This window comes from Blastopirellula marina (assembly GCF_002967765.1).
In the GTDB taxonomy this organism is placed as follows: Bacteria; Planctomycetota; Planctomycetia; order Pirellulales; family Pirellulaceae; genus Bremerella; species Bremerella marina_A.
The window spans coordinates 495,704-521,563 of the sequence record NZ_PUHY01000005.1; the positions used below are offsets into that span (position 1 = coordinate 495,704).

The 25,860-nt window shown below is 53.0% G+C and carries 26 protein-coding genes and 1 tRNA gene; 19 read left to right on the plus strand and 8 right to left on the minus strand.

Features of this window, described 5'->3' with window-relative positions:
- The first annotated feature begins 39 nt into the window (after positions 1 to 39).
- A complete protein-coding gene (locus C5Y83_RS06330; RefSeq protein ID WP_105328808.1) occupies positions 40 to 714 on the plus strand; it encodes a hypothetical protein in 675 nt (224 codons plus the stop codon).
- A gap of 460 nt (positions 715 to 1,174) precedes the next feature.
- Here C5Y83_RS06330 and tnpA read toward each other — a convergent pair whose 3' ends face one another.
- The 4 genes from tnpA to C5Y83_RS06350 all read right to left on the minus strand — a co-directional run bounded on the left by tnpA (position 1,175) and on the right by C5Y83_RS06350 (position 4,318).
- Complete coding sequence (gene tnpA / locus C5Y83_RS06335) at positions 1,175 to 1,627, minus strand: IS200/IS605 family transposase (protein ID WP_105328809.1); 453 nt, start codon at positions 1,625 to 1,627, stop codon at positions 1,175 to 1,177.
- Positions 1,628 to 1,991: 364 nt separating this feature from the next.
- Complete coding sequence (locus C5Y83_RS06340) at positions 1,992 to 2,852, minus strand: hypothetical protein (RefSeq protein WP_146117666.1); 861 nt, start codon at positions 2,850 to 2,852, stop codon at positions 1,992 to 1,994.
- Positions 2,853 to 2,945: 93 nt separating this feature from the next.
- Complete coding sequence (locus C5Y83_RS06345) at positions 2,946 to 3,569, minus strand: hypothetical protein (RefSeq protein ID WP_105328811.1); 624 nt, start codon at positions 3,567 to 3,569, stop codon at positions 2,946 to 2,948.
- Between the two features lie 149 nt (positions 3,570 to 3,718).
- Positions 3,719 to 4,318, minus strand: coding sequence for a hypothetical protein (locus C5Y83_RS06350; protein WP_105328812.1), 600 nt, complete (start codon positions 4,316 to 4,318; stop codon positions 3,719 to 3,721).
- Positions 4,319 to 4,537: 219 nt separating this feature from the next.
- On the opposite strand from C5Y83_RS06350, the gene C5Y83_RS06355 reads away from it, so the two are divergent.
- Genes C5Y83_RS06355 through C5Y83_RS06365 form a run of 3 tightly spaced genes read left to right on the plus strand, consistent with a single transcriptional unit; the run spans position 4,538 to position 7,045 of the window.
- Positions 4,538 to 4,849, plus strand: a complete 312-nt coding sequence (locus C5Y83_RS06355; RefSeq protein ID WP_146117667.1) for a hypothetical protein — start codon at positions 4,538 to 4,540, stop codon at positions 4,847 to 4,849.
- A gap of 22 nt (positions 4,850 to 4,871) precedes the next feature.
- Positions 4,872 to 5,999, plus strand: a complete 1,128-nt coding sequence (locus C5Y83_RS06360) for a hypothetical protein (protein ID WP_146117668.1) — start codon at positions 4,872 to 4,874, stop codon at positions 5,997 to 5,999.
- 41 nt (positions 6,000 to 6,040) lie between these two features.
- Positions 6,041 to 7,045, plus strand: a complete 1,005-nt coding sequence (locus C5Y83_RS06365) for a hypothetical protein (protein WP_146117669.1) — start codon at positions 6,041 to 6,043, stop codon at positions 7,043 to 7,045.
- Between the two features lie 40 nt (positions 7,046 to 7,085).
- On the opposite strand, the gene C5Y83_RS06370 is transcribed toward C5Y83_RS06365, so the two are convergent.
- Entirely contained in the window at positions 7,086 to 7,958 is an 873-nt protein-coding gene (locus C5Y83_RS06370; protein WP_105328816.1) for a hypothetical protein, read from the minus strand.
- A gap of 124 nt (positions 7,959 to 8,082) precedes the next feature.
- On the opposite strand from C5Y83_RS06370, the gene C5Y83_RS06375 reads away from it, so the two are divergent.
- Positions 8,083 to 9,585, plus strand: coding sequence for a hypothetical protein (locus tag C5Y83_RS06375; RefSeq protein ID WP_105328817.1), 1,503 nt, complete (start codon positions 8,083 to 8,085; stop codon positions 9,583 to 9,585).
- 116 nt (positions 9,586 to 9,701) lie between these two features.
- The gene (locus C5Y83_RS06380; protein ID WP_105328818.1) at positions 9,702 to 10,214 is read left to right on the plus strand and encodes a hypothetical protein; all 513 of its coding nucleotides are present in this window, start codon (positions 9,702 to 9,704) and stop codon (positions 10,212 to 10,214) included.
- A 27-nt stretch (positions 10,215 to 10,241) separates the two neighbouring features.
- Here the strand turns inward: C5Y83_RS06380 and C5Y83_RS06385 are convergent, their stop codons facing one another.
- On the minus strand, positions 10,242 to 10,610 hold the full coding sequence (locus tag C5Y83_RS06385) for a hypothetical protein (RefSeq protein ID WP_105328819.1): 369 nt from the start codon (positions 10,608 to 10,610) through the stop codon (positions 10,242 to 10,244).
- Positions 10,610 to 11,524, minus strand: coding sequence for a metal-dependent hydrolase (locus C5Y83_RS06390; protein WP_105328820.1), 915 nt, complete (start codon positions 11,522 to 11,524; stop codon positions 10,610 to 10,612). Before C5Y83_RS06390 ends, C5Y83_RS06385 begins: the two co-directional genes overlap by 1 nt.
- Positions 11,525 to 11,844: 320 nt before the next feature.
- Between C5Y83_RS06390 and C5Y83_RS06395 the strand changes: the two genes are divergently transcribed.
- Both C5Y83_RS06395 and C5Y83_RS06400 read left to right on the plus strand, forming a co-directional pair.
- Positions 11,845 to 12,819: an acyltransferase family protein gene (locus tag C5Y83_RS06395; RefSeq protein WP_105328821.1), complete on the plus strand. Its 975-nt coding sequence runs from the start codon at positions 11,845 to 11,847 to the stop codon at positions 12,817 to 12,819.
- A gap of 422 nt (positions 12,820 to 13,241) precedes the next feature.
- A tRNA-Ile gene (locus C5Y83_RS06400) sits at positions 13,242 to 13,315 on the plus strand.
- Between the two features lie 119 nt (positions 13,316 to 13,434).
- On the opposite strand, the gene C5Y83_RS06405 is transcribed toward C5Y83_RS06400, so the two are convergent.
- The gene (locus tag C5Y83_RS06405; protein WP_105328822.1) at positions 13,435 to 14,685 is read right to left on the minus strand and encodes a tyrosine-type recombinase/integrase; all 1,251 of its coding nucleotides are present in this window, start codon (positions 14,683 to 14,685) and stop codon (positions 13,435 to 13,437) included.
- A gap of 384 nt (positions 14,686 to 15,069) precedes the next feature.
- On the opposite strand from C5Y83_RS06405, the gene C5Y83_RS06410 reads away from it, so the two are divergent.
- The 11 genes from C5Y83_RS06410 to C5Y83_RS06460 all read left to right on the plus strand — a co-directional run bounded on the left by C5Y83_RS06410 (position 15,070) and on the right by C5Y83_RS06460 (position 25,794).
- Positions 15,070 to 15,399, plus strand: a complete 330-nt coding sequence (locus C5Y83_RS06410; protein WP_105328823.1) for a DNA-binding protein — start codon at positions 15,070 to 15,072, stop codon at positions 15,397 to 15,399.
- Positions 15,400 to 15,506: 107 nt separating this feature from the next.
- Positions 15,507 to 16,436 carry a hypothetical protein gene (locus C5Y83_RS06415; RefSeq protein ID WP_105328824.1) on the plus strand — a complete coding sequence of 310 codons (930 nt, stop codon included), beginning with the start codon at positions 15,507 to 15,509 and terminating at the stop codon, positions 16,434 to 16,436.
- Between the two features lie 230 nt (positions 16,437 to 16,666).
- Positions 16,667 to 17,101, plus strand: a complete 435-nt coding sequence (locus C5Y83_RS06420) for a hypothetical protein (protein WP_105328825.1) — start codon at positions 16,667 to 16,669, stop codon at positions 17,099 to 17,101.
- Entirely contained in the window at positions 17,098 to 17,451 is a 354-nt protein-coding gene (locus C5Y83_RS06425) for a hypothetical protein (RefSeq protein ID WP_105328826.1), read from the plus strand. Before C5Y83_RS06420 ends, C5Y83_RS06425 begins: the two co-directional genes overlap by 4 nt.
- A gap of 2 nt (positions 17,452 to 17,453) precedes the next feature.
- Complete coding sequence (locus C5Y83_RS06430) at positions 17,454 to 17,837, plus strand: hypothetical protein (RefSeq protein WP_105328827.1); 384 nt, start codon at positions 17,454 to 17,456, stop codon at positions 17,835 to 17,837.
- Positions 17,838 to 17,855: 18 nt separating this feature from the next.
- The gene (locus C5Y83_RS06435) at positions 17,856 to 19,424 is read left to right on the plus strand and encodes a terminase large subunit domain-containing protein (protein WP_146117670.1); all 1,569 of its coding nucleotides are present in this window, start codon (positions 17,856 to 17,858) and stop codon (positions 19,422 to 19,424) included.
- A gap of 2 nt (positions 19,425 to 19,426) precedes the next feature.
- Complete coding sequence (locus C5Y83_RS06440; protein WP_105328829.1) at positions 19,427 to 20,971, plus strand: phage major capsid protein; 1,545 nt, start codon at positions 19,427 to 19,429, stop codon at positions 20,969 to 20,971.
- A gap of 145 nt (positions 20,972 to 21,116) precedes the next feature.
- On the plus strand, positions 21,117 to 21,707 hold the full coding sequence (locus C5Y83_RS06445; protein WP_105328830.1) for a hypothetical protein: 591 nt from the start codon (positions 21,117 to 21,119) through the stop codon (positions 21,705 to 21,707).
- 39 nt (positions 21,708 to 21,746) lie between these two features.
- Positions 21,747 to 23,660 carry a tape measure protein gene (locus C5Y83_RS06450; RefSeq protein WP_105328831.1) on the plus strand — a complete coding sequence of 638 codons (1,914 nt, stop codon included), beginning with the start codon at positions 21,747 to 21,749 and terminating at the stop codon, positions 23,658 to 23,660.
- 15 nt (positions 23,661 to 23,675) lie between these two features.
- Positions 23,676 to 24,917: a phage portal protein gene (locus C5Y83_RS06455; protein ID WP_105328832.1), complete on the plus strand. Its 1,242-nt coding sequence runs from the start codon at positions 23,676 to 23,678 to the stop codon at positions 24,915 to 24,917.
- Between the two features lie 172 nt (positions 24,918 to 25,089).
- Positions 25,090 to 25,794, plus strand: coding sequence for a phage minor head protein (locus C5Y83_RS06460; RefSeq protein WP_158262260.1), 705 nt, complete (start codon positions 25,090 to 25,092; stop codon positions 25,792 to 25,794).
- Positions 25,795 to 25,860: the final 66 nt, after the last annotated feature.

Here is a 25,860-nt window from a genome sequence, read left to right on the forward strand (position 1 = left end):
TTAGCCCATACTGTTGTTTTACAGACTAAGAGATTCGCCATGGACGTCGCTCAGCCAATTACCGATCGGGACAATCCAGAATTGCATGTGATCTGCGAAGGATCATTTGTCGATACGAACCTTTTGCATCTCGACGTCTCGCCTGACAAAGTGTTGCTGATGCCGCGTAAGATGTCGAAGATGACCATCGCCGGTCCCGCCTTATTGGTCACCCCCGTCTTCGCCATCTTAGGCTTGCTTGTGTACCTATTCGGTCGTCATCCGTGGGTCGACGCCGGCCTGGTCGCCACGGTATGGGCAGTGACTTGTGCGATTGGAGCCGTTCTAGGTTGGGCCATTTACCACGATTCGCTAGGAGGACCGTGGCTGATTATCGATCGGGTGAAGCGGGTGTTTGTCTTCCCGCGTACCAGTGAGTCGTTTTCCTTTGACCAGATCGATCATCTGCAAGATATCGGAACGTACCCATTTCAGCCCAGCACTTGGTCGGACAATTCATGCTGTAGCGAGTTGCATTTGGTCGTGAAGGAAAACGGAACCCAACGCCGCATCCCCTTCCTGCGTGGCGGCAGAGATTCCATCAACGATTTCCGCCACTTGGCCAACGCCCTCGCCGGCTTGAACCTGGTCCCCGTGAAACGAATCCGCGGCGCAAGCTACTCCGGGATGATCAACCAACGCTGGCTAACACCTGAGTTGGTTAACGAAGCGTAAGCAAATCAGCCTACGTCACATCGTTGCTTTCACAACGCTTCTTGGTCTGATTCTTGGTGGGTTCATCTCGCCTGATTTTATGATTTGGGGGCCCGTAGGTGGATGTGGCCTCGCGAGCCTCATCGGAATCGTGATTTGCTATTTCGTCAGCACTAAGAATTACTTGCTGTTTGGCGTGTTCTGGGGAATCATTAGTCTTTTGGCGACTGGTGTTTTAGCGCGGATTATCTCGGATGCTATGAATCGCATTTATTAGGTTCAGATTAATTCGATTCACTAGTTTCTGCCGCCGAGTTCCCCAACAATGTCTTGAATGCGGCGCCGATTGGCATCCCGATCGCCTACTTCCTAGCCCTGATAAGGGCGGCAGATCGTAGCCAGGGGCGTCAGCCCCTGGTAGGCGTGCCCTTCAAAAGTGAGCCCCAACGGGGCGGCAGAAGGTCTTGCTTCAATAAAGCATTTACTCCCAAACATACTTCTCGTCGTACTTGATACGATGCTTGTCAAGAAACGTGAGCAGTTCGTCTCGGAACGATCGTGTTTGGTGATGCTTCTGTTGTTGTTCGATGTATTGACGAACGTCCATTACGGCTGATTCGCTGACTGAGAACGCTGCGTAGCCAGCTTGCCAGGCAAAGTCAGAACGATTGGGAATGGTCTCGTGAATCCATCGACTCGAATTCGCTTTCACGTTACGGACCAATTCGACCACCGACGTTTCTCGTGAGAGTGACACCAACAGATGAACATGATCAGGCATGCCACCACCCACGATTAACGGACTCCCCAGTTTTCTCAGCGTGCCGGACAAATACTCGTAAAGCCGAGTTGACCATTCGTCATCAATCGAATTCCGGCGATGCTTCGTGCTGAAGATCACGTGAATTAGGAGGTTTGCGAACGACTGAGGCATGATGCTGCTCTCGATTCTGCCGCCCCGGTGGGGCTCGGGTTTTGGTAGATCACGTTCCAGGGGCTCACGCCCCTGGCTACAATCTGGCGCCCTTCCAGGGCTGCATACATAAGCCAAAACGATAAGGATTGATTCGCGTAAATAAGGCTCGTCGCTGGGTCAGCGTATCGGTCGGTCGCCATGCGAAGTTGTTTCTAGGTGATCCGTAGCGTGTCCTTTGAAAGGAGGTCCACGCTACGATTTCCAGGCCTGGAAAGCGATCGTTGCGGTTCGTGTGGCAGTTTAGGACTTTCTCGATCACGCGTTAATACTAGTCAAACGCACGACATACTGTAGCCCTGACATCGGTGGCAGAACGATTCTATTACTCTGCCTTGTCAGCGTTCTCAGAATCTTCTTCCGCTTCTGAAGGAACACCCCAATATCGCAGTGTGCGTCTGGCGGCGTAGTCGGTAGCGTTGAATGATCGGCCTCCAGGTTGATGGTCGGTATCTTCCGCGGTTTCGTCATCCTCGTCGTGGTCGACGTACGAACGGACCAGTGCGATGTTTTCATCCGTTTTGAAATATCGTAGCGCTTCGATCGCTTCGCCGCCGATGATCGAATGGTCTGGGTAATCGCGCAGCCACGTTTTGGCGTGCTGTTCAAGCTGCTTATCAACCGGCACATGCAACGAAACACCTCCACCAGTGCGGTAGTATTTCATCCAATGGGTATCCTTCACGAACGCTTGCGGCACGCGTACTCGAACCGAACGTTGCCGTGCGATTCCGATCGTTTCCTGAGCCAGTTCCTTGGTCATCTCAAGTAGCTTGGTGGAATCGCGGATGACGTCGAACTTGGTGGTCAGTGCTTTGGGGGACGGCTCTTCGGTCAACGGAATGACCAGTGCTTTGTGCGTATTGTCGATTTCCAACACCAAAACCGGCGTACCGCTGTCTTGGGCAAGCTGCTGGGCGTCGGTGAGATGATTCAGCAATACGGCGTGTTTCTGCCGGTGATGCCCTTTGATCGTTTCCTTAACCTTTAGATGTAGCATTTGCGGCGCACCTAGTTTGACCGCCGGTTCGATCGCGTCGATCGTGGCAACGTAAATCCGAGGCGAGTTCGCCACGGCCAACTCTAAACTATGCTCGATCTTAAAAAGAGGTTGAGCTACAACCGATGAGCCAACAAACAAGGTGATCAGCAACGAAAACAAACCACGCATGGGAAGAGAAGACATAACGTTGTTTCCTGATGAGATGAGATGGAACAACGTTGAGGGTACGTGGGAATTAACGAAAGGTCAAACCGAGTTCACGCGAAGCAATCAATCTTAACGGCCGACTAATTCGACCTCGGTATCGGCGGCTGACAGATCGATGATGTCGGCGCGGTCGATAGGTTGCGATTGGTTCAACTCCGATTGAACGGTTACCAATAACTGTTGATCGATGTAGGCGATCAGCGATTTGACGGAGGCCGGAAAGTGATTGTTCAGGTAGACCCGCTTCATTTGGCTGTTCACCTGAAGCGTCAAGATGATTTGGGTTCCGTCGTGAACGTTGGCGTGGTAGGCGTCCGGCATATCGGCGAACTCCATGTCACGAAGACGCTGGCAAAGGTCCGCGACCGATTCGCTTGGCAGTTGAAACTTGGCTTCGCGCGGCTGCTCGAAGCAGCGTTCGCAAAATTGAAATCGTGCGTCACCGTTGCCGCAGACTTCCAGAGTATCGAAGCCTGTCAGGCCAGAGCCAATGCCGTAACGGAAGACCAGCGACTCGCCCGGCACGATCGCCTCGTTTGCTAGCGTCGAACTATTGGGCGTTGTCGTGCCTAGCGGAAAGGAACTAGCCCCGCGCCATAGTGGCAGATAGGCCGATGCCGCCAAGATCGACACACTGACGATCACTCCGACTCCCATCAGCAAGCAAGTCGGGTTTGCGAAATTGGCCAACATAACGAGTTTCCTTACGGACGATTTCCTGAGTGAGTGCCTACCAAGTGTTAGGCAGCTAATAACCAGGACGAACACCGATAGCCAATGGTTTCTTGACTCAGAAAAACTTATTCCTGCTCGCTATCACATGCGGATAACCTGTCATGTTGTCACGGTTGGAACCGTTGTTCGACTTCTTCCCACGGGATTGGCTGGGCGTTATCGGCTTCGTCCCGATGCGGTGCGATCACGTGCTGCGAGATGTAATCGTCAAGCATCAGAAGTTCGTCGGAAATGTAATCACTGCACGAGACGTTCTTCCGCTTCCCTTGGCAGGCGACCAGCATGCTCAAAAATGCGGCATCGCAAAGGTTGGTCGAGTACCCATCCGGCATCTCAGCGAAATGGGCAGACCGCAAAGCGTAACCCAGCCGAGCCAGTTCGTCGTCGGTCAGCGTAAAGGTCGCCAGTCGTGGCTCGATCGATCTCGGGTTAGAAAGTTGAACATGGACGAGCATCTTCACCTGACCATTTCCACGGATCTGCAGCCGGTCGAATCCCGTTTCAAAATGCCCGCTACTTCGTTCGAACAGGAACGTGTCGTCCACCGCGATCACGTCGCTGGTAAGTGTCGAAGTATTCGGATGGACCGTCAACTGCGACGTGAAAGGTGCGTCGTCGCGCCGCGGCAAGATTTCGGAAGCCACGATCACCCAGCCCAGAAGAATCAGGCCGATAGTACCGCTGATCAAGATGGTTTCCGTTCGCATCTGAGAAGCCTTCCCATTTTCGCAACTCCAAGATGTACATTGCCACGTTGTAAGCTCCGACGAAGCAGTGCTGATTACGGATTCTGGAAAGAGGAAGTTTTTGCGAAGATAGCGTGATTTCGAGTAGACTGGTCATGCCCTAACCATGACGAAACATCCAACTCATCCCAGTCAGAAACCGGGACGATGCTTCCGACAGCTTTGACAAGTGCACGTAGTATGGAATCCATTGAACATGCCCGTGAAGGCCAAGATCGACGAAGATCGTCTGCGCCGGTAAGTTTCTCTTTAGGTTCCCTTCTTGGCACAATCGCCGTCTCCGCCGTCGCCTTGGTAATGACGATCTATTGGCATGTCTGGATCGTCAACACAATCTGTCTGGCCGTGATCTTCCATCAAGGCTTCGTCTGGCGAACATGTCGTTACCGTGTGGAGATCATCGCGGTGGCCATGTTCGTGGGCAATTTAACTGGATACGCTCAGATCTTGCTGGCGGCGTTATCCACGGACATGCCTCAGGTAGCCCATTAAGCCAAGTTCCTAGCCGACCTAAATGTTTGACAAGCTCTTAGCCAAAGAGATTCCGGATAGTAAGCGAAGAAGACTGCCGCGTTGGTCAGTCAAGGGAATGATCTGGTTGCTGGCGATAATTGCCCTGGTATGTGGCGTGTGGACAGCAATCTTTCAGAAGTCGAGGGAAGATTCTTATGTCAGTAAACTACGAAGCCAAGGATTTGAAGTTTACGTCTACAATTTGAGTTACCGCGAACGGCGAGATCGGAATGACCCAGCCTGGCACTATGTCACCGGTGTCCATCTGGATATCAATAAGTTTCGGGGCGAGCTTTCAAAGGGTCGGGCCAAGCTTATTGGTAGCAATCATCTGGGTATGATTCGCTACCTCGATGAGATCGAGAGCCTTTCGTTGGATCAGAGCGATGTAGATAGCGAAGCACTGTTATCCCTTGCCTGTTTGCCAGCATTACGCGAGCTAAGTGTGGCGAACACCGATATAGACGATCGCCTGCTCCGCGCGGTGGGTAAGTACCAAAAGCTAGAAGCATTGGACTTTCAAGGAACCCTTGTAACGGAAAACGGATTGAAGGAACTTGCAGATTGCGATCAACTTCACACGTTAATTATGAACGATGCTTGCGCGACAGACGAGGCACTTGTTGTGGTGGGCAAGCATCCGAATATCAATCATTTAGAAGCCTGCGCGGATCGTGAGTCCCCTCCTAATTGGTATCACAAAGGATTTGGAGGACACTTACTGATCGACAGCGATCAAATATCTGACCGAGGTCTAGGGGCGATAGATTCCACAGCCAGGTTCTCATCGCTGTACCTGAGAAGCCCGAAAATCACCGGCAGCTTTCTGCGCGGATGGGGTTCGCTTGAAGATCTTGAATATGTTGACGTAACGGGATGCCCCAATTTCGATCCGCTCAATGTCGCCTATCTAACTGGCATCAGCATGCGGACGCTCAATATTACTTGTAAACCATCGGAACTCCGCGGCGTAACATTCAAAAAGTCGCCCATCACGGTCGTGAACATCCTCTGGGATGCTCCGCTGGATGAAGACGACCACAAAGCGATCGCGGAAATGAAAGCGAAAGAGAACACGATGTACATCAAAGATGGCATCCGCAAGGTGGCAATTCACTCGACAAAATAGGCGTGTTTCGGCGGTGTGATTTTGGTAGCGTATACGTTGCCATGAACAACTTGCGCGACAAGTCGATGCCACGCTGGCGGCGATTCGCCCGGTGGTGCCCGCCCCTCCCCCGCTGGTCTTTACGAGGGATGATTGGGTTATGTACCGCCGTGGGTGTGATGTCAGCGATTTGGTCTTCCGCGAATTACGCCTCGCGCGAAGCTAGTTTTGCTCGGCAGTTGCAGCAAAAAGGTTTCACGGTTCTCACCGCGCGGATGACCGGCGGCCCGTTTCGCTGGGCGGTCAGCGATGAAGAGGATTTGTACGTGGCGTCGATCTATCTCGATGTCGATCGGTTCGATGGAAGCCTGGTGGGCGAGCGAGCTCAGCTGGTTGGCAGCCATGCTTGGGAGAACATTCGCCGCTGCCAGCACGTGAATTATTTGGGACTCGCCTACAGCGATGTCGATACCGATGCCATCTTGTCGCTGCGGTCGCAGCCGCAAAGTCTCGATCTGACCGGCACCGATGTCGACGATCGCCTCCTACGCGAACTGGCCGACTTCGCCAACCAGTGCAAGCTGATTCGCCTGAAGAATACGCAGGTTACCGATGAAGGTCTGCGTCATTGGAACCACTGCACGAGCCTCAGGGAGTTTGCCGTCGGTGGGCCACAGATCAGCGACGCAGGAATCAGCCAGTTTTGCCACTGTCGCAATCTGGCGAGGATCGCCGTCTCGGGCCGACAAGTTTGCGGAACATTCCTCCACGAGTTCCGCCATGCCAAGACGCTCGAGCGGCTTTCGATCGATGATTGCCCCAACTTTGATCTTGGCAATTTAAAGTACTTGAAGGAGATTCGATCGCCTGAGTTCGACATCGCCTGCAAACCAGCCGCGCTGCCGATCGAATGCATTCAACAAAGCTCGATCCGCAGGCTGACCATTTTGTGGGACGCTCAATTGGACGAGGCCGACCAGACGGCAATCGAGAAATTAAAAGCCAACACAAACCGCGCGTGCTACCCAGACGGCATCCGCTACGTGGTGGTTAAGCCGACGAACTAAAGCGGCCCAGTGTTGAGCTCTTAGGTGAATGACGGGCGATCTACTCTTTAACCGGCTTCCCCGCTTCGTCGAGCAGGAACGTCTTCGAGATGCCTGACTCAGGATTGCCGACGTGGCGAATTGCCATTCGCTGAATCTCTGGCAGTTGGTTGAGCCACCGATCGAAATCGGCCTGGGCGGCTGCTTTCTCCTCGGGTGGCGACTTGTAGGCACGATACTGCAGGTAAAGGAACTCGATCGTGTCGTTTAACGATTTGCTTTCGAAGGTGCCACGCAGGCTATGCAGACGATCGAGCGACGTAGACGGTCCTAGTTGGCCCAACATATACAGGCTCACCGCTTGGCGTCCCTTTTCGCTGAACAGTTCGTCGAGCCGCTTTTGATCGTTTCGGCTGATGCTTGCGGTACGCAGCTCGCACTTCGCGGCGAGCGTGTAGGTCGCTTGCGGGTTGGCATCCTTGGCACGCTTCGGTCGATAGACGGCGGACAGATCGAAATAGCCAATCTCTTGAATTCGTCGCCAGAAGTCAGGCTCCCATTGTTGGTAATGGGCCGACGAGCGAAGCAGGTAGTAACGCGCCGTCCACCCTGGCTGAAGGGTAACGGTTGCATCGGGGCCGCCGACCAAACCGTACCCGTAGCCCCGGTCGATAAACAAGATATTCGCCACGTCGCCATCGCGTGCGGAAGCTTCCATACGGAAGTTGGTGTAATCGAGTGTGGGACGAACAAACGTATACGGTTCGTCGCCAACGTTCTTAATGTCGAACTGAAGGTAGATCGGCGAAACAAAATCAACGTTCCGCTCAGCCGACTGCAACGTCAACTCAACCTCTTGAGACAACGCCGGGGCGGCCAGCACGAGCCAGGCCATAAACGCCCAAAAAGCGGAACAAGCGTGGAAGAGGTGCATCACTAGAGTTCCTGGGGTGAAAACGCGTGATTCGTGTTTGGGGAGCGTGTATCGTAACGCCATTTCCGTTGCCTGACCAACAATTGTCAATTACAACAGGCATAGACTTATCTAGGAAAAGACTATGTTCATCGATCGAACGACCATATATCGACTCAGTGTCATTCTATTACTTACCGGCGGCAGCTCCCCTGCCCTGGCCGCTCCGCCGCAGCCTGCTTGGTGCTTTCAAATGGAAGGCCAGACGGTTGGTTACTTGCGGCAAGAAGACGGCAGCTGGCGATTCGTCCGCCCCGGCAAAGAGTTGAACGAGTTGGACGAGATCGAACGCAGCGCAGCTGGCATCATTTTACAAAACCGCAAGACGAAGCTTTTCATCAAGCTAACCACCGATCAGGCATTTTGGCGGCAACCGAAAGGGGAAAAGTGGAACGCGTATTACAAAGGAGGTTTCACCAAGCCCCCGGCCGCACTGCTGAAGGAAATCGCATCGGCCAGCAAGCCCGCACCCGCGCCGAAGCCAACGCCCAGCCCCACGCCGACGGTCAGGCCACTGGTAAGTGGCCCGCACAAGTACGAGGTACGCGTCGCTTACTTCGTGCCGAGCGATCGCCAGCCGGTGGCGAACTACGAAAAGAAGATCCGCGTGATCACGCAGTTCGTCAACTCGATGTACCGCAACGACCTGGCCTCGAAAGGCATCCGCACCGAAGGCCTCACTTGGCAACAAGAGCAAGGCGAGACGAAGGTTCATCTCATTCGCGGTAAGCATCCGGCCGCGTACTATACGAAGCCGCCGGCGTACGACAAGAACAAACAGTTCTCGCTGGTGGGTGAAGAGGTGAAGCCGGTGCTGGGCAAGCTGGACGAAGCGATCGGATTTGTCTTCTGCGAGAACTACGATGAAACGCCCGCCAACATCATGTGGAACGGTGTGCTTGCATTGGGGGCATACGGATCGGCCAAGGGAGGCCTGGCGATGTTCTCTTCTCATTTGCTTCGCGACGAGTTTTGTGGGTTAACAACCAAGGAGCAGCTGAGCCGCTTCTTCGATACCACGCCTGTGAAAGGCCGCAAAGCGTGGGACGGACCGATGAATTCTCCTCGGTGCGAGTTCGTCGAGAACGGCTTTGGCGCGGTGATCCACGAACTGGGGCACTCGCTTGGCCTACCACACGATTTCACCGATCAAGACCGCAACGTGATGAGTAACGGTTATCGCAACATTCGCCGCAATCTTTCCTCGAAGACACCGCAGAGTAAGATGGTGACATTTTCCGACGCGAACACCTTGCTATTGAGTTCGTCTCGCTACTTAAACCGCGAGATCGATCGCACGGATGACACCAAGCCGATCGTCGAGTTCGAGATCGTCGACATCGCCCGCGCCACCGGTCAGGTCAAGCTGCAATTGAAAGCCGCCGACGAAACGGCCCTCCGCGGTTATGTGGTGATGGACCGCAACGCCTCGACGTTGATCGACTTCGGCCCACTGAAGGACAAAGTCCACGGCCAACAACTGATCGTCCGTCCTCAAGCCAAAAACGGCAAGGTCCGGCTCACGATGATCGTCGTCGACCAAGGGGGTAACCAAACCCGTGTACAACAGGAAGTGTCGGTGCAGTAACATCGAGGCCATCCGCGATCCCTCCGTCGATATCCCGGCCAATGTGACTGAGAATACCTACCACTTACGCTTCCACCAGCATCTGATCGAGGCGACAGGCATCGGTCCGGAGCAACTTGACGAAGTGTTTCTATCAGCCTTGGATTAAGGTAGAGTTCTTCAAGGCAGCGGAATGCTTGTATCTGACCAAGCAAACCACTACGCTGTGTCACTCAACCCAGCTGCCACCAGACTCCGAAGGACAGATTATGGAATTTCACGTCATTGGCACCGCCGAGGATGGAACGGAAATCGACGAGGTGATGGACGGTCAAAGTCAGTTCATGTTGACGAAGCATCTGAAAGAGATGGGGGTCGAACTGAAATCGATCACCAAGGTGACGCCTGCAATTGAAGAGCCGTATCGCAGCTTGCAAACACAACCAAGCGACGGTCTGCTTTTGGCGACCAGCTTGTTGGGCGGCCTGTTCATTGCATTGGCCATCATCGCCGGACTGATTGCAATGGGAGAGCCGCCCGTGATCTTCTGGGCGATCTATTTCCTGATCGCCGGATTGGGCTTCTGGATTATCGCCTCGATGCGCGCGATTGGTTTAACGCTGGTGCAAGTACTGATGCAGCGGAAGTAAAGACGCCCAACTGGTGAAGCGTGAAACTCAGCTTTGTTTCACCGGGGCGACACTTCCAATGCCATGATAGTCTGGCCGACGAATCGAATAGGTTAACACGCCGGCGGTCAACGGCAGCACTAGCCACATCGCATGCAAGACCGAGACGTTCGCGATCAAGCAAGCGACGACCAAGGTGAGAAAACCGCCTGCCCAGACAAGCTCTGGCAAGCGCCGCACGCGAAACAAATTGCAGAACAAAAAGAAGTGCCCCAGCACGAACGGGAAGAACCACGCCACGTCACCAATCATGGTTAGGCCCAACGTCGTCGCCACCGCGCAAACGAGGATTGCCAAGGCGTCGGTCGCCGAGAAACGAAATCCGTGTGTAGGATGATGCTTCCAGTTCCAGTTCATCACACTTCCCACTGTTTGTCGATGATCTGACCTTCGGCGTCGAGGCGACACGTCAGCGTTCCGAATCGCGTATCGAAGTTGCGAATTCGCAGATCCCGCACGACGATCGCTTGCTCGTCCGATGACTGCTTCTGCTCGACCGCACGATAGTACGGCGACAACGCCCGCATGGCCTGCCACTCGATCAGTTCGCTTACCGCCGCTGGCAACTCGGCATCGAACGTCGCGACCGTTCGAGCTTGGCTTTGCTGGCCAGTGATGGCGTTCAATGCAAACGTCTCACTGGCGTTCTCCAAGTCGCGACAAACCAAGAACATCCACGGCAACCAGGTGGTTGGGATCACGGCCGTACGTTCGGCTGCTTCGTCACTTTCTTTCGCCAAACGCTGGGCTCGACGAGCGATCAGTGACCGCATGGCGACATAAACGAATAGCAGCCCGACGTAGATTCCAGACACCCACGGTAGCATTGCCATGTCCTGCCCAAACATCCCGATCAAACCCAAAGCGGCGATCGTGAGAATCAGCGCTGGCAGATCGATGAAGAAGATCCAATCGAGGGCGACCCGTCGTCGAGAAATCGGCCACGCCCACTGCACGCCGTAAGAGTTGGTTAGGTCCAAGCCGACATGCATGACCATCCCGATCGCTAGACCCAGCACAAACATCGACCATACAGGCCCGCTCACGAAATGGAGCCCAACGGAGACCAGCAACACAGCTGCCATGGCGGCCAAGGAATGCGTGTACGTTTGATGACACCGTATGAATGCCTGCTTCCCGCCCAGCCGCGAGAACGCATCGAGGTCAGGCACCACGTTCCCCAGGACCACGCCACAAGCCAACTCCGGCTGCGACGGTAACCAACCAGCCGCAGCTGTCGCTCCAATCAATGCGTGCGTAACAATGTCCATCTCTGCATTCTATGGGAAGCTGCAGGCTCGCCCAGCACTATGTCAATGGCAGCCTGGGGCGAAGTGAAAGTTTGGGTGAATTGGCCAAAGTGCGCTGATGGTATCTTCCCTATCCAAACGTTTTGACCATCGATGTCACGCGATTTCGAAGTTGGTTAGGGATCCTGTTTACTCATAAAGTGCAACCTTCTCCGAAAGTATTTGAGCATCACCTTGAGGTATGGCATATTGCTCCGGCATTAGGGCAATTCGTGAAATGATCTGCCAGTGTGAAGGCGGCAAAAACTGGCAACCTCGCGCCTCAATACTAGGTCTGACTCGTGAAATCTACCACTCTCGAATCGGCAAGCGTAAAGCCAAGAGTTGCTGAAACTACCAAGAGCATTTCGCGTGAACGTGTCGTAGGATTTGATCTTCTGCGATTCGTGGCAGTGCTACTAGTGATTTGGTATCACGTTGGTGCAGCCGGAAGTAAGTTCACCACATTCCATGTTCCGGTGCTGGTGATCATCTCGGTTGCATTGGCCCAAACCTCTCGACCGATGCAAGACTTCGCAGCCAAACGAGCTTCACGAATCCTCCTACCGTGGTTGTTTTGGTGTCTGGTGTTTGGGGTGCTTGATTTGGTGCGACGTGCGGCCGGGGTGCCGTCTTACCTTAACGGGATGTCGTTCTTCTACGGCACAGCAATCCACTTGTGGTTTCTGCCCTTCATCTTTCTTGTTACGGTCAGCTGTGCTTATCTACGGAAAGCGATTGGATCAGTTGATTTGACTCGCAGGATAGTTATTGCGTGTGTGGCGGCAACTATCCTTGTATTTACGTTGGTAGCGATGGAGTCTCGATTTAGCTGGTGGCTACTGCCTGCGCCGTGTCCACAGTGGCTAGGCGCGTTACCTGCTGTGATTATCGGCATCGTTTACGTTTCAGTCTTCAGTCGTCGACAGCCAACCACGAATGAATCACTGGCTATCATTCTCGGCTCATGCTTGTTGGCCGCTACCGCGTTTGTTATCGCTGGGAAGTGGAGCGTTTCTAGCTTCAGCTTCACCGCTTTGGCTCTTTTTGCTCTCTCGGGCATGTGGTCAACTAACAGCGATGCACCGCGATGGCTTGTGTTTCTGGCGAGCATCACAATGGGAGTCTATATCGTTCACCCGATTTTCATCACCGCTGCTCGGATATTCATAGATCGTGATTGGCAAGGTGGTGTGCTGCACGCGAGCATTGCAATTGCGTTTTCGGTGGTTGCTGCTGTGTTGATTACCAGGACTCCGCTAAAATCGGTCGTTTAGACGCTGGCTGGAGAATAACTAGAACGACTAGATGACACACACCGCGTCCATCTTCCAGATGCAGCAATTCAGCGGTCCAATCGCCTTTGGGTATGGCCAGCTTACAAGGCGTCTCGCGGTTGTTCCTACTTTGCCGGGGGCTCCTTCCCAATCATCCCACGGGCCGAAATAGCAGAGCCGGCCGCTTATCTTCTTGGCCCATCGTTTCTTCACGTTGGAAAACAAAGGGAAGTCCCCGTATGGCTTGGGAGGCCTTTCGTTATTAGACTGGGACATTCGACACCTCAACCGCTTCGTGAACAATCTGGACTGTGGAATGTCCAAGGAGTAACTCGAGAAAGTGTTCAGGTGTCAAATCAGGTGTCAGAGAGCGTTGTAAGCCTTGTCGAGACTGGCTGTAAGTTGTTTCTCTGTAATACCTTGGGCCAGTAGCTCAGTCGGTTAGAGCAGGGGACTCATAATCCCTTGGTCGCGGGTTCGAGTCCTGCCTGGCCTACTCTTTAAGTTCTTATGTTGTAGGCACTTAGAGAAAATGGCAGATCGGGTTGATCGGTTTGCCAAACCAGCTGCCAAACCAAAATGACCTCCCGAACGTTTGGCGGGACGGGACGGGCACTATTTTGTCGGTTCCTTGGTCTCAAATTTAGGGTCAGCAAGAGTCCCCGCTGCTTTCATTCGGAGGGCTTCTGCGTCCAAGTAAAATCGCTGGGTAACAGCCACGCTCGAATGCCGAGCCAGGGCACACAGGACCTCTAGCGCCATCCCATTCTGGGCGTTGATTGAACAGAACGCTTTTCTCAGGCTGTGAAACCCGAAATACTGGCAGCTTTCCGTGCAGGTGTGGTCAGGGTCTCGATCGGCCAAAAGGCATCGTCGATTTACGCCCGCCAAGCTTTGAATTGCGTGCCATTCTTCGTATAGCGCCTTTTCGTGCAGCCCCCCCGTTGGGAAAACGAATTCCTCTCCGAGGTCGACCAGCTTTCTTAAATAGGCCGCAGTTTGCACGCTGATCGGCAGTGTCGTTGATTGGCCATTTTTCTGAGTGGGCAGCAAGATCGTCGCGTTGTCGAGCGAGACATTTTCCCATCTCAAATTCAGAGCTTCGCTCAGCCTCAGTCCATTGGATCGCATTAGCCACAGAAAACCTCGCCACCAATCCGGGATCGAATAAGGCGCATCAAGGACGGGGCGTTTTGCTGAATCGAGGACACCGAAAATCTTTTGCAAAGATTCGTCTGGCAAATATCGCGTGTCGCTTGGCCAAGTCTTAATTTGCTCAACTGTGTTGGCGACCGAATAGCCTTTCTTACGTGCGAAATTCAACAAGGAACGGAAGTATCTCAGGTACTTGGAGACGGAACCTGCCCCGAGCTTGCCATCCTTGGACTGCTTGGCTTTCGTGGTCATCAGTAAGCTACGGAATTTTGCCACTGTCTTGTCATCAAGTGCTTCCACCGTTTTCGGGTTAATGAGCCTCTCCAGACGATCCAATAACTGGCGGTAGTCTCTGACGGTTAAATTAGCTAATCGCTCGGTTCCCGTCGCTTGGAGCTTCTCACGCTCAAATTCTGCCCGGAATGTTTTCCAGGCAGTTCGTCCCTCTGGGACGATCTCGTTTTCCGCAAGCAACTCCTTGAGTTTCTCATCGCGAAACTTGACCGCTTGCCTCCAACCGTTTTCACCGGTCGCCTCCATTAGCTTCTCGCCATTTCGCCGACCGACTTTCCAGAAAACCAAAACACGGGCATCGGGATCCTTGGCTATCTCGTTTTTAAATCGAAAGGCTTCCGTTTTCCAAGCTGTCCTTCCTGACTTTGTTGTACCGTTTGGCTTTCTCTTCGCGATCCACACAGAAATTTTTGCCATCAGATTCGATTCCTTTAACGGGGAAAATAGCGTGGTTTGGTTTCGCCAGAAAACTCTCGGTTTCTTGAGAAACCCCTGGTTGGGAAGCGATGCTACCTTCGTCCAAGGGCTGAAGCAAGCGCCTTCCTGGGCGAATCTGATAGGAAGCGGAACGGTTTCTTTTTATCTAGCGCACAATAAATTGAACAGCGAATCCTAGAAGTGACAGTCGTAAAGAACTCTATAATAGAGGCATGGCAAGTTCTAAAAAACACATGTCTAAAACTTCTAGATATCAGGGCTAGACAGATTCGCCTGGGTCGCAATATCCTTCGTATGCGATCGGGCTAGCAGCCCAAGAGAAATTTATTACATGCACTCAAAAAATGACGAAGGAATGAGGTTATGGCTGTCGCCACCACGAGTTTCGAATTGAGCGAAGCTGACGTTGAGCGGCTCGCGCTCAGAGTCTTTGACCGCGTTAAGGTTCTGCTAGATCCGGCGGGCAATCAGAACTTTCTCAGCGAGCAAGAAATGGCCAAATGGTGCGGCTTGTCCGTGCAGACGCTGCGACGGCTTAGGTGGGCGGGGGTTGTCGTCCCGTCGCGTGTTGCACCCCTGCTTGGGTACAGCGCAGACGACCGAGATGCGATGACCACCCTCATGAAAGATCCGGTTCGCTGGCCAGAGGCAATGGCCGCAGCACGAAATGCTAGGGCGAACTCCGAAGGTTAATGCGGTCACCAGAACGCAGGCAACGGTCCAGCAAGCCATCTGCGTTCTGACACCTCGTTAACAAAAAAACCCGCTACATGGCAGGTAGCGGGCAAAGGAACTGCCTGATGGCTTCAGACCAACGGAATGCTACATCTATTTCGCCGCCTGGGCAAGCAAAGGCGAAGGTTTTCGCACCTCGAATTATTCGGCTGTTGTCAGATCTGCAAGTGGCAAGCGAAATTGGACCGAGCGGATTCGCACTAATCGCATGCCTGATTTGTCGCCAAGATCAGCTTGGATACAGCCGCCCCTTCAAGGCGTTCAACACCCAATTGAGTACTGCGCTGGGGCTCTCTGACAACTCGCTTCGAAAGGCTGTGAACGCGTGCATCGCAGCTGGATGGTTGCGTACGTTGCGAACTAAATACCGGGGCGAAACGAGCTATGTTGTTTTAATCCCCGATAACGTCCCTGACCACCTACTTGGTCCGCTTCGCGATTACCGCAAAATCTGCGGCCATGACGATTTCATGACCTCAAATTCTGCGGTCATAGATAGCCCCCAAAAGCCCCATGACCTCAAATCCTGCGGCCATGAAAATCCCATGACCGCAGCCATGACCTCAAATTCTGCGGCCATCGAGCGCCATGACCGCAGCCATGACCGCAAAATTTGCGGACCTCCTATCCTAATCCTAGAAGAAGATCCTAAGCCTACTGGCGCAGTGGTGGTCGATCCGAGTCCTTATCCAGATGAGAGCGAGGACAAGCCGATTCACGTTGAGGATGATCTTTCAGCCGAAGACAAAGAATTTGCGAAAACGGTATTCGCAGATTTTGAAAAGCGTTTGAATTGCGGGAAAAACTCTGAGTTGTGGATGATCGCCAAAAAGGTTGCCGTTAGCGATGACGCGGCGCAAGCGGCAACCGAGGCGATGCAAGCGGTTGAGGAAATCAAGAAACAGCCGAACCATACCATTCGAAACCTCATCAGCTTTTTCATCTCCAACTACCGCAAGCGATTCAACACCGCGAAAGAGATCGGCTCGATCTAGCGAAAACACAGCACCCTGAAATATTTTCAAAGATTCTCAAAATTAAACCAGGTAACGGCAGATAGCTGGAGATTCAGGGAGAGGCTTAATCTAGGCAAAGTTGATAGCTGGAGATTCGATTTGAATCAGGGGAGAACGCATCCCTTGGGAGAAAGTCTCTAGTCGTTTCTGATAAAGACTTTATGATTTCCGAAGTGTCACAACCAAACTGAAACCCAACTAAAAGCAAGATGATCGACCATCAGCGGGGGCGTCAGGAAGCTGGCCTTCTCGACAATTTGAAGACCGGACTGAAAGTCAAACGGCGTATTTTGCTCGGCAAATTACCCACCACACTTCGTGCGGTTGAGCTTCGTCGTGGGGCGTTTCGGCGAATGCTTGAGGCGGCAATTATCGATCTGCGAGGCGAGATCGGATTGCTTGAGGCAGCGGCGGTTAGCGAATGCACTTACTGGGTGAGCAGCGTTGCAATGGCGGATTGGATTCTCCGCCACAAATTGAATGACCTGAGCGGTACTGAACTGTCTCAGATCGCTCGACAGCAAGCCGCTTCAATGGGCCGTTGTCGCTCTGTCATGGCTGAATTGCTGCAAGACGAAAAGAAGGCCAGTTCGCTGCTAGAGGAAATTCAGAGGCGGTTTGACGCACAGGAGGCAATCGAATGATCACTGAATCCAAGTTTGGACGACGCACAAAGCTCTGGAATTGCCTCAGCCAGAAATTGCAACACCGACATCGAACGGGGCAGAAATCCCCCGATCTCGATCACTCGGGATTGGCAATGCAAATCGCGATCGCTGGCCACTCCGGACGGCTCTGGACTAACACGCCGGAGGAATTAGCTGAAGCGATCTTAAATGCTCCCGCAACGCCACCTGAGGGCGATGAGATTTTTCAGCTCGAACTAAACATTTGCCGCGCTGAGATCAGCCAAGAGTGGTCCCGCGAACTTAACTATTTGTTGGCGGGCATTGAACCTAAATTAGATGTGCCACGATTCACGGAAGACGATTAGTCATGAGTTATCAAGTCCGCGTTTCAGTTGGACCCGCCAACAACGCATTAACGAGCAAAACTCTTAAGGCCTTCTCGGTCAACGAAAACACCGGTATCGAAATGCTAGACGCGATGCATTCGCCCGCCGTGACTGACGTGACCGAAGACATCGAACTCGATGAAGGCGTGCTGTACCGACTCGAATTGACCACCACGTTTGAAGGCGGTAGTGGCGTCGTCAACAAGCTTCTACGTGCCCGCGCTGAACAATTTCAATTCCAAGTCGACGAGGGCAAAACGGAACCCTTAGCCGTCCTGTCTTGGGATGAACTGAGCAGTTCAAGTTCAAGCAGTAGCCCAAGCAGCAGTTCAAGCATTTCCAGTTCTTCGAGTAGCAGCGGCTAAGCTCCTAAGGAATTCACGTTGAGCCAAGGAATGGTGACAGGTCCGGTCTTATCTCCAGCGGCGTTTCGCTCTGCGCTGATGATCGAAGATCCAGCGACGGGGGAAACCGTGCCTCTGGATTCGGCCTTAGATGGCTGGCAACGTGCTGACTTTGAAGCAATGGACCCGGCCCTGGTTCGCGTTTGCCGAGGTCCACATGAAGGGCCTGAAGGATGCTGGCTTGAACGCGCGAGAGGTCACTCAAAAACGACGGACATCGCAATTCAGGTCTCCTATCTGCTGCTTTCATCCCCTAATGCAATTCGCGGCGTGGGGGCTGCTGCCTCGAAAGATCAGGCCAAAATCCTCCGCAATTCGATTGAGCGATTAAAGCGACTTAATCCCGAATTATTTTCGGCGCTGGAGATTTTGAATTTCCGTGTCCGAAATGTGACGACGGGTAGCGAGTTGGAAATTATTTCTGCCGACGCCAGCACAAGTTTTGGTCTACAAGTCGACTTTATCGTGGCAGATGAAGTCACGCATTGGGAAGGTGATCAAGGGGAACGGCTTTGGGGGTCGCTGTTTTCGGCTGCTGCAAAAAATTCCCGGTGCCTCTTGCTGGTAATTTCGAATGCGGGCGAGCTTGGATCGTGGCAGCATCAAATTCGCGAGGCAATCAGGCTTGAAAACACCTGGCATTTTAATTCGTTGGATGGCCCTCAAGCGTCTTGGTTGGATCAATCACGCCTTGATCAACAGCGTCGACTGCTGCCCGAAATTTTATATCTCAGGTATTGGGAAAATCGGTGGACCGGTTCGAGCGAATCGGCATTCACCGCTGAGCAAATCCAAGCTGCGATTGCCGCAGGCGAATTCCTTGCCTCACCTTCGACTAGCGGAACATTTCATTTCGCTAGTCGAGGGTGGGTGTTTTTCGGTGCGTTGGATCTTGGAATTCGCCAAGACTTTTCGGCGTTTGCAATTGTCTCGAAGCACGTCGGTTGGCGGGCCTGGGATGAAAAGCCAGTGCCGTTAACTCGCCTGCAAAAATCGCTGATCGACATCGGAGAAATTGAGCCTCCTGAGCCGGAATTAATTGAATCGGGCGAAGAGGGAACCGGCAAGCTACGGCTTGTGTCGCTCACATTATGGCGACCTGGAAACGGCGTGCACGTCGACGTTGAAGCGGTTGAGCGGGCGATTATCGCAGCGCATGCAGAATTTAATTTGAATGCGATCTGGGCCGATCCAAGCCAAGCCGAATATTTGGGGCAGCGGCTTCGCAAACAAGGCGTTCCAGTCGAGGCACGCGATCAAACATTGCCGGCGCTGCATGAGCAGTGCTTAGCAACCTTGGATGCGTTCCGAGAGGGCATGGTGGAGCTTCCCAAAATTAGCGAGTTGCCTTCGTTAATTGCTGACCTGGAAAAGGCGGAAATTCTTGCACGCCAAACGAAGGTCCGGTTAGTGAGCCCTCGAATTTCGGGTGAGGGGCACGGTGACTGCTTGACCGCATTTTCCCTGGCTCTTTCGGCAGCACGATTTTCCCCGTCGAGTTGCATGCCAACGATCGCATCTGACACTCAACTCATAACGGTGATCTGAGCATGGCCGAAGAATTGGAAAGAAACATTGTTCCTTCAAAGCTGAATGCGGCAATTTCCTTGCTGAAACAGCTTGAATATTTCCCCAAGGATTATTCGCTCGAAGGCAAGAATTTAGAGGCGGAAACTACGAGGGTAGAAGTCGGCATTTTTCGTGCGATGAAGGACGAAAAAATCACCGAGCTTGAGTGGGTCAAACATTTCTACTCTGACGCCCAATGGAAGCAGCTTGAGCAAGAGGTGGATGAGGAACTAGAGCTTGAGCAGCAGAAAAACGAACTTTGGCAGCTTACGCAACGTCGCGGGGGCAGCCGTATTGATTGCAAAAATCCTTTTTCGGGAGATCATATTATGGCTGATACAGCTACTAAAGACCCTCATATCGACGTCAAAAAACCATCGGCACGATTTTCGACTAAGCGCTGGGAAGGCAAGCACTCGAAGACAGGCCAACCTGTGCTTTGCCAGGGGCGAGCGGTTGAACATCCGAGTGAGCAAGACATGGCGTTCATCGGTGTTTTTGCGAAGCGTGCTGCCCAAAAATCGGGACTGATTCCGGGCGGCTTGAACGAATTCGAAAACGAACTACTGACCGAATTAACGACCGATCATTCGTGGGTCGAAGAAAGCGGCGATCAGGCTTTGGAAATTAAAGGTCCGCGCGTGAAAGCGTTGCTGGATGACGGCGTTTCCGGGGGCCTCGAAATTGCCCCGATCGTTTTCGACGAAATGCTCATCAGGTTTCCGCTGTTGTTCGCCGAAATTTCCTCCTTCGTCGATCAGGTCGTTTTGCCTCGGGGGCGACGCGTTGAAGGTGCGAGTGTTGGAAATCCATCGGTCGCTTGGGGGGTTGGCGAAGGAACCGAAATCGGGTTGTTCAACACGGCTGATTTAGTTTCCGCGTTGGATACGTCAATTCATCCGGTCTCAGTCGCCATCGAAATCGGAAATGATTTCCTGGCTGATAGTCCCGCGAATATTGGGGCGATTTTGACCCAAAATATCGGCCAACGATTCGGAGAAGAACTAGACAAAGTCGTCGCGATTGGAAGCGGTGCCGATCGCCCCGGTGGGATTCTACAAGCGGCTGGTGTTTCGGTCATCGCCTCGGTGAATGGGACCGGTGGGCCGGCAGTGGTTAGCGATTACGAAGCAATGCTTTTCGGCGTTCCCAAGCAATACCGACAAGCTGGTTCGGGAAGCGTGCGTTGGCTGATGAACGACGTCAGCTATGGCCGAGCGCGTAGCATTTCGGTTGGCTCTGGCGATCAACGTCGCGTGTTTGGGATGGAAACGAACGCCCACGAAAGCTACTCGCTTTTGGGTCGTCCGGTCAGCGTTCAAAACGACATCCCGAATTCGCAAATCGGCTTCGGGGATTTCCGAAAATATCGGCTCTATCGCCGCAGTGGAACGGGCGTTCGCTTTTCCAGCGAGGGCAAAGAGTTGATGCGAAAGAATTTGACCTTGATGGTCGCTCGCCAACGCTTAGGCGGTCGCGTCATGGATGCAAACGCATTTACTAAAACCACGAGCGCTCAAGCGTAATATCAAATACAGGCAACGATCGGTTGCTGGTCGACGTTGGGATAGCCTCCCCGGGTGCTCGCACATAAACCGTGCATCAAGCCCCGGGAAGGCCTCCTGACACTGTTAACGTATTTCCCAACAACATCATAAATGGACTTATACCATGGCCAAGAAAGCCGATGCACTGGAAAAAGAATATTTCGTTGTCGAGTTGAAAAACGACACTTGTTCGCCAGTGCAATTCCCTCCCCTGCAGCGCATGCTTCGGGCTGAGTTTTCACCGAACGAAATTCGGCTGAGAGATGCGGCCTCCCATGAACGCATGGGACTTCTACCGGGGGTCATTGCCGGGCAACGGATTGAGCTAATTATCCAAGATCTCGACCCGCTTGGCCCTGGTCGAATTCCTGGGCAAGGTCGAATTCTGGAACCATTGCATCTGCCTGAACATGCCCGAACGAAGGACTGGATCGAACGGCTTCCGGCTCGCTTGGAAACTCAGGCTGATCTAGCCGACGTTGACGCTGGCACCTGGCTGTTCTGGATGGCCCGGCTAGTGGAAGACGGACTGGCCGTTCCGTTGGCAAGCTCATTCGAGCTTCCCAGTCCTCAAGCCGTGAAAGATCGATTCGGCGAACCGATTTATTCGGGCATTGGTCAACCGCCCGAGAAAATCAAACGGCGGGAATTGGCCGATCGTCTGCTTGAAGCATTGCTCGAAAAACTCGGGGCCAGCCTCGAAGAGCTTGCTTAATTTTCTGGATAACGGCAACTAATTTTCAGGGGATGAATCATGGCCATTGCAGCCGCTTCAGAAATCGCGAGAGCTTACCTATCGGTGCAAGTCGATGACCGAAAACTTGGGCCGGGTCTTAACGCGGTCAAAAAGCAAGTCGTCGACAATGCCGGTCAGATGGCCCAATTGGCAAGCCAAGCGTTGGCCGGTCTCGGTCTTGCGGCAACGGGGGTTGGCGTCCTCAAAGCGGCTGCCAATTACGAGACCGCAGCAACGGCCATGGAGGTCATGCTGGGATCGGCGGAAAAAGCCAAGGCCATGCTTACCGACCTGAATAAGTTTTCCCTCGAAACGCCTTTCACCCCGACGCAAGTCAACAACGCCGCCCAAAAGCTATTGGCTTTCGGTTTTGCTGGGGAAGAAGTGATCGGAACGCTGAAAACGTTGGGCGAGGTCTCATCAGCAACCGGCAAGCCTCTGGATCAACTGGCCGTCATTTATGGGCAAATCCGCGGCGCTGGCCGACTGATGGGGCAGGATCTGCTTCAGCTAATTAATGCCGGTTTCAACCCGCTCCAAGAGATGTCCAAAAATACCGGCAAAAGCATGTCGCAATTAAAAAAGGACATGGAAGCCGGGAATATCTCGTTCGAGATGGTCGAGGAAGCTTTTCGATCGGCAACCGGGGCTGGCGGACAATTCTTTCAGATGATGGTGAAGCAGTCCAAGACGTTCAACGGCTTGATGTCGACGGTCACCGGCATGGTACAAGAGATTGCCCGGTCGATCGGAATGCAATTGCTTCCCGTTGCGAAGGAAATTATCGGGCTGGGAATCGGCATCGCCAACGCATTTGTTGCGGTGGATGCGGCAACCGGTGGCTTCTTAGCGCAAGTCACCATGACAACTGGCGGATTACTTGGAATGACCCAGGCGATCATGGGCGTTAACACAGCCCTGAAAGTGCTGGGCATTACCTGGATGGGTCTTGGAAAGATCCTGCTTGCTGGAACTGGGATTGGTTTAATCGCCATCGCCCTTGGGGCTGCTGTAGTCAGCGTTCAACGACTTATCGGCTGGCTGGTGAATTTCGAGACCGTGCAAAATTCCCTTTCAACGGCAACCGACGAATTCGCTGAAGCCTGGGAACATCTCAAAGCCACTGCCGAGGTTGTTGGAAGGGCTTTATGGGGCGTGCTCGATTCCGTTGCTCAAGTCGTTTTCGGGCAAATCCTGCCAAGCTTTGACCAACTCGGGGAAACGATCGTAAGCGCGTTTGCCCGAGCGATCGATTACGTTTCCTTTTTTGCCTTAGAAGGAGCCAAGTGGATTCGCGTCCTAGTCGAGAACTGGGGAACGACGTGGTCCCTAATGTCGAATATCGTCGAAATGCACGCGCTCGAATTCGTCGATTTTTTCTTCAGTGCATTCCAGAAAATCAAATTGGCGGCAACGAGTTTTGCGGATTCCATGGCTGAAATCTTTGGCGTCATCGGCAAGGCAATTACCTTACAAATTGACCCCATGGATGCGGCCAAGCAGATTTTCGAGGCGGGCAATAAATTCCGTGGTGCGCTTGGAAAGATCCTCTTGGAGAAGCTCCCCGAGAATCCCAGGCTCAAGCAATTGCGGGCAGAAATCGCCGCCAATTCTCAAACGCTGGTCGATGCGAAACGCGACCTGGACGAGTCGTACCGTTCACGCGCGAAAAAGCCTACCGAGGAAGAGAAAAAGCAAGGGCAGCAAAAGCAAATTCCCACCGTGGAAAAAAGTGGCCTCGACAGCGGATTCTATGCCTTTGATGCGATCAGTAAAAAGCTGCAAGAAACGATGATCAAGGGCAAAGACGACACGTCCGAACAGCAGCTTGGCGAATTGAAAAAAATCGGCAAGACGGGCGAGGGGCAACAAAAAACGCTGACCGACATTCAGCGGCTAATCCAATCCAATCGATTGCCGATCGCAAATTAATTAGGGGGCAGCAGGATGCGATTTCTTTATCCCGAAGATGGAAAGGCAGGCGGGCAATCCGCGTTGGAACGATCGCTTGTCTCGACGGTTGACACTTTTGGTCAAGGCCAGCGGGACTACACCGGGGCTATTTCGCAATATCGGGCTTTTCAGTCCACCGTTTACACCGCCGTCAGCGCAATTTCTAAGCGGGCCTGCAAACAGCCGCTCAACGTCTCTCGAATTAAATCGCCCGGCGCGAAGCAACCGAATATCGACCAACTCGAACCGCTCGAATCGCATTTTCTACTAGATTGGTTTTCTGAACCGAATTCTTATATTCCGGGCTCGCAATTACTGAGGGTGTTTTTCGAGTCGATTTTATTGACCGGACGGGGCACGCTTTGGGTCCGAGAAAAAGCGATCGATTATTTGCCCAGCCATTGGACTTGGCCGGCGCATACCAAAGAGAATCTTTTCGCGTATTTCAATTTTCAGCCCCCGGGTTTTGCTGAACCAATTCCAATTCCTGCTGAGGAAATCGCTCATTGTTATTTGCCCGATCCCGCAAACCCATTGGCGCCACTTTCCCCGGTCAGTGCCATTTCTCGGAATGTACGAATCGAAGAGTCGCTGCAACTGGCTCAGGAATCAGGGTATTCCAATGGAATGATGCCAGGTTGGGCGGTCAAATTGGCCAAGATTGAGGGGGAAGGCGGCAAGCGTCCCGAATTATCCCCAATGCAGCGCCGTCAAATTGAATCGATCCTGGGTCAAAAGCATGAAGGGTCTCACCAAAATCGACGCACATTTATTTTGGACGGCCTGATCGAAGAATTAATTCGCCTGACGACCACTCCCCAGGAAATGGATTTTATTAAGTCGGGAGAGTGGACCCGCCAGCAAATATTCGAGTCTTTCAGCGTCAATCCAATCATCGTTGGACGTGTTGAAGGAGCTAACCGAGCATCGGCAGCCGTCGCAGATCAAGCTTTCGTGGAAATGGCGGTAAATCCGCTTCTCACGATCGCAGGCGAATGCCTGACCAACCACGTCGCAAAATTGGCCGATCCTCGGTTGGTGATGTGGTTCGATCCTGCCATAGCGAACGACCCTGAACTACGTCTAAAAAAATGGGACATGCTCGCCAAAAATCGATGTGTGACAATTAACGAAATTCGCCGGGCCGTGGGTAATTTACCTGATGTCGATTGGGGAGACGTGCCACCGGAAAGTGGCGGCAGTGGCCTTGAGGGATTAATTGGCGGGGGCGGATAAAATGATTCGCACGAAATCGAATCGGCAGAGCCGGACTTTGGCCCGAATTACCGCCTCTCAAAAAGCGGCTCGAAAAGTTACGAAAACAGCGCGTGATTTTTTCAAATCCCAGGCTGAGCGGCTGGCGAATAAATTCAAAGCGAATGGCGGCGTTTTACTCGCTTCAGAATTGATGAATGCGGAAGACGAAAATGAGCGACTTCAGGGGGAATTGGTTTCGCCGCTGCTTGCGACCTGGGTCGCTGGCGCTCAATTAGCCCTGACCGACGTTGCACCGTTAAGACGGGCCATCTCGGCTGCCCACCTCCACCGGGAAAAAGTCTCTACGGCTACTTTGGCCAGCATCGAATACGAAATTGACGCCCTGGAAATTGAATTAGAAATTCCCCGGGAATTGCTTTTGAATATTCGAGCAGCCCTGGAAGAAAACCTGAACGCCCCCTACTGGCCCGATATTCAAGGCGTCGTTGTCCAGGATCTTCAAGCGATTATTGATTCCAGCGTGAGTGATGGCCTTTCGATCGTAAAAACCGCCCGAGCAATTCAAAACTCGATGACGAACTTGTCTCGCACCCGCGCTATCCGAATTGCCCGAACCGAGGTTTCTGGGGCATTAAACGGGGGGCAGGTCGCTGGGATTCAGCAAATCGAAGCAGAGTCAGGGCTGGGCATGACCAAAGAATGGTTATCAGTCCACGGCTCAACCACCCGGGAAACACATTCCGAGGTAGACGGCCAAGAAGTTCCCGTTTCTGGGGAATTCACCGTTGGCGGCTATTCGTGCCGCTTTCCAGGCGATCATAGACTACCGGCTGAGGAAAGAATTAACTGCCAGTGCGGAGTTCTATCTGGATTTCTTTCCGCACAAGGGGGATGACAATCGAGGTTTTTGAAATCATGATTGCGTTTGAACTAGCCAAATTTTCCAGCAAAGCAACATGAT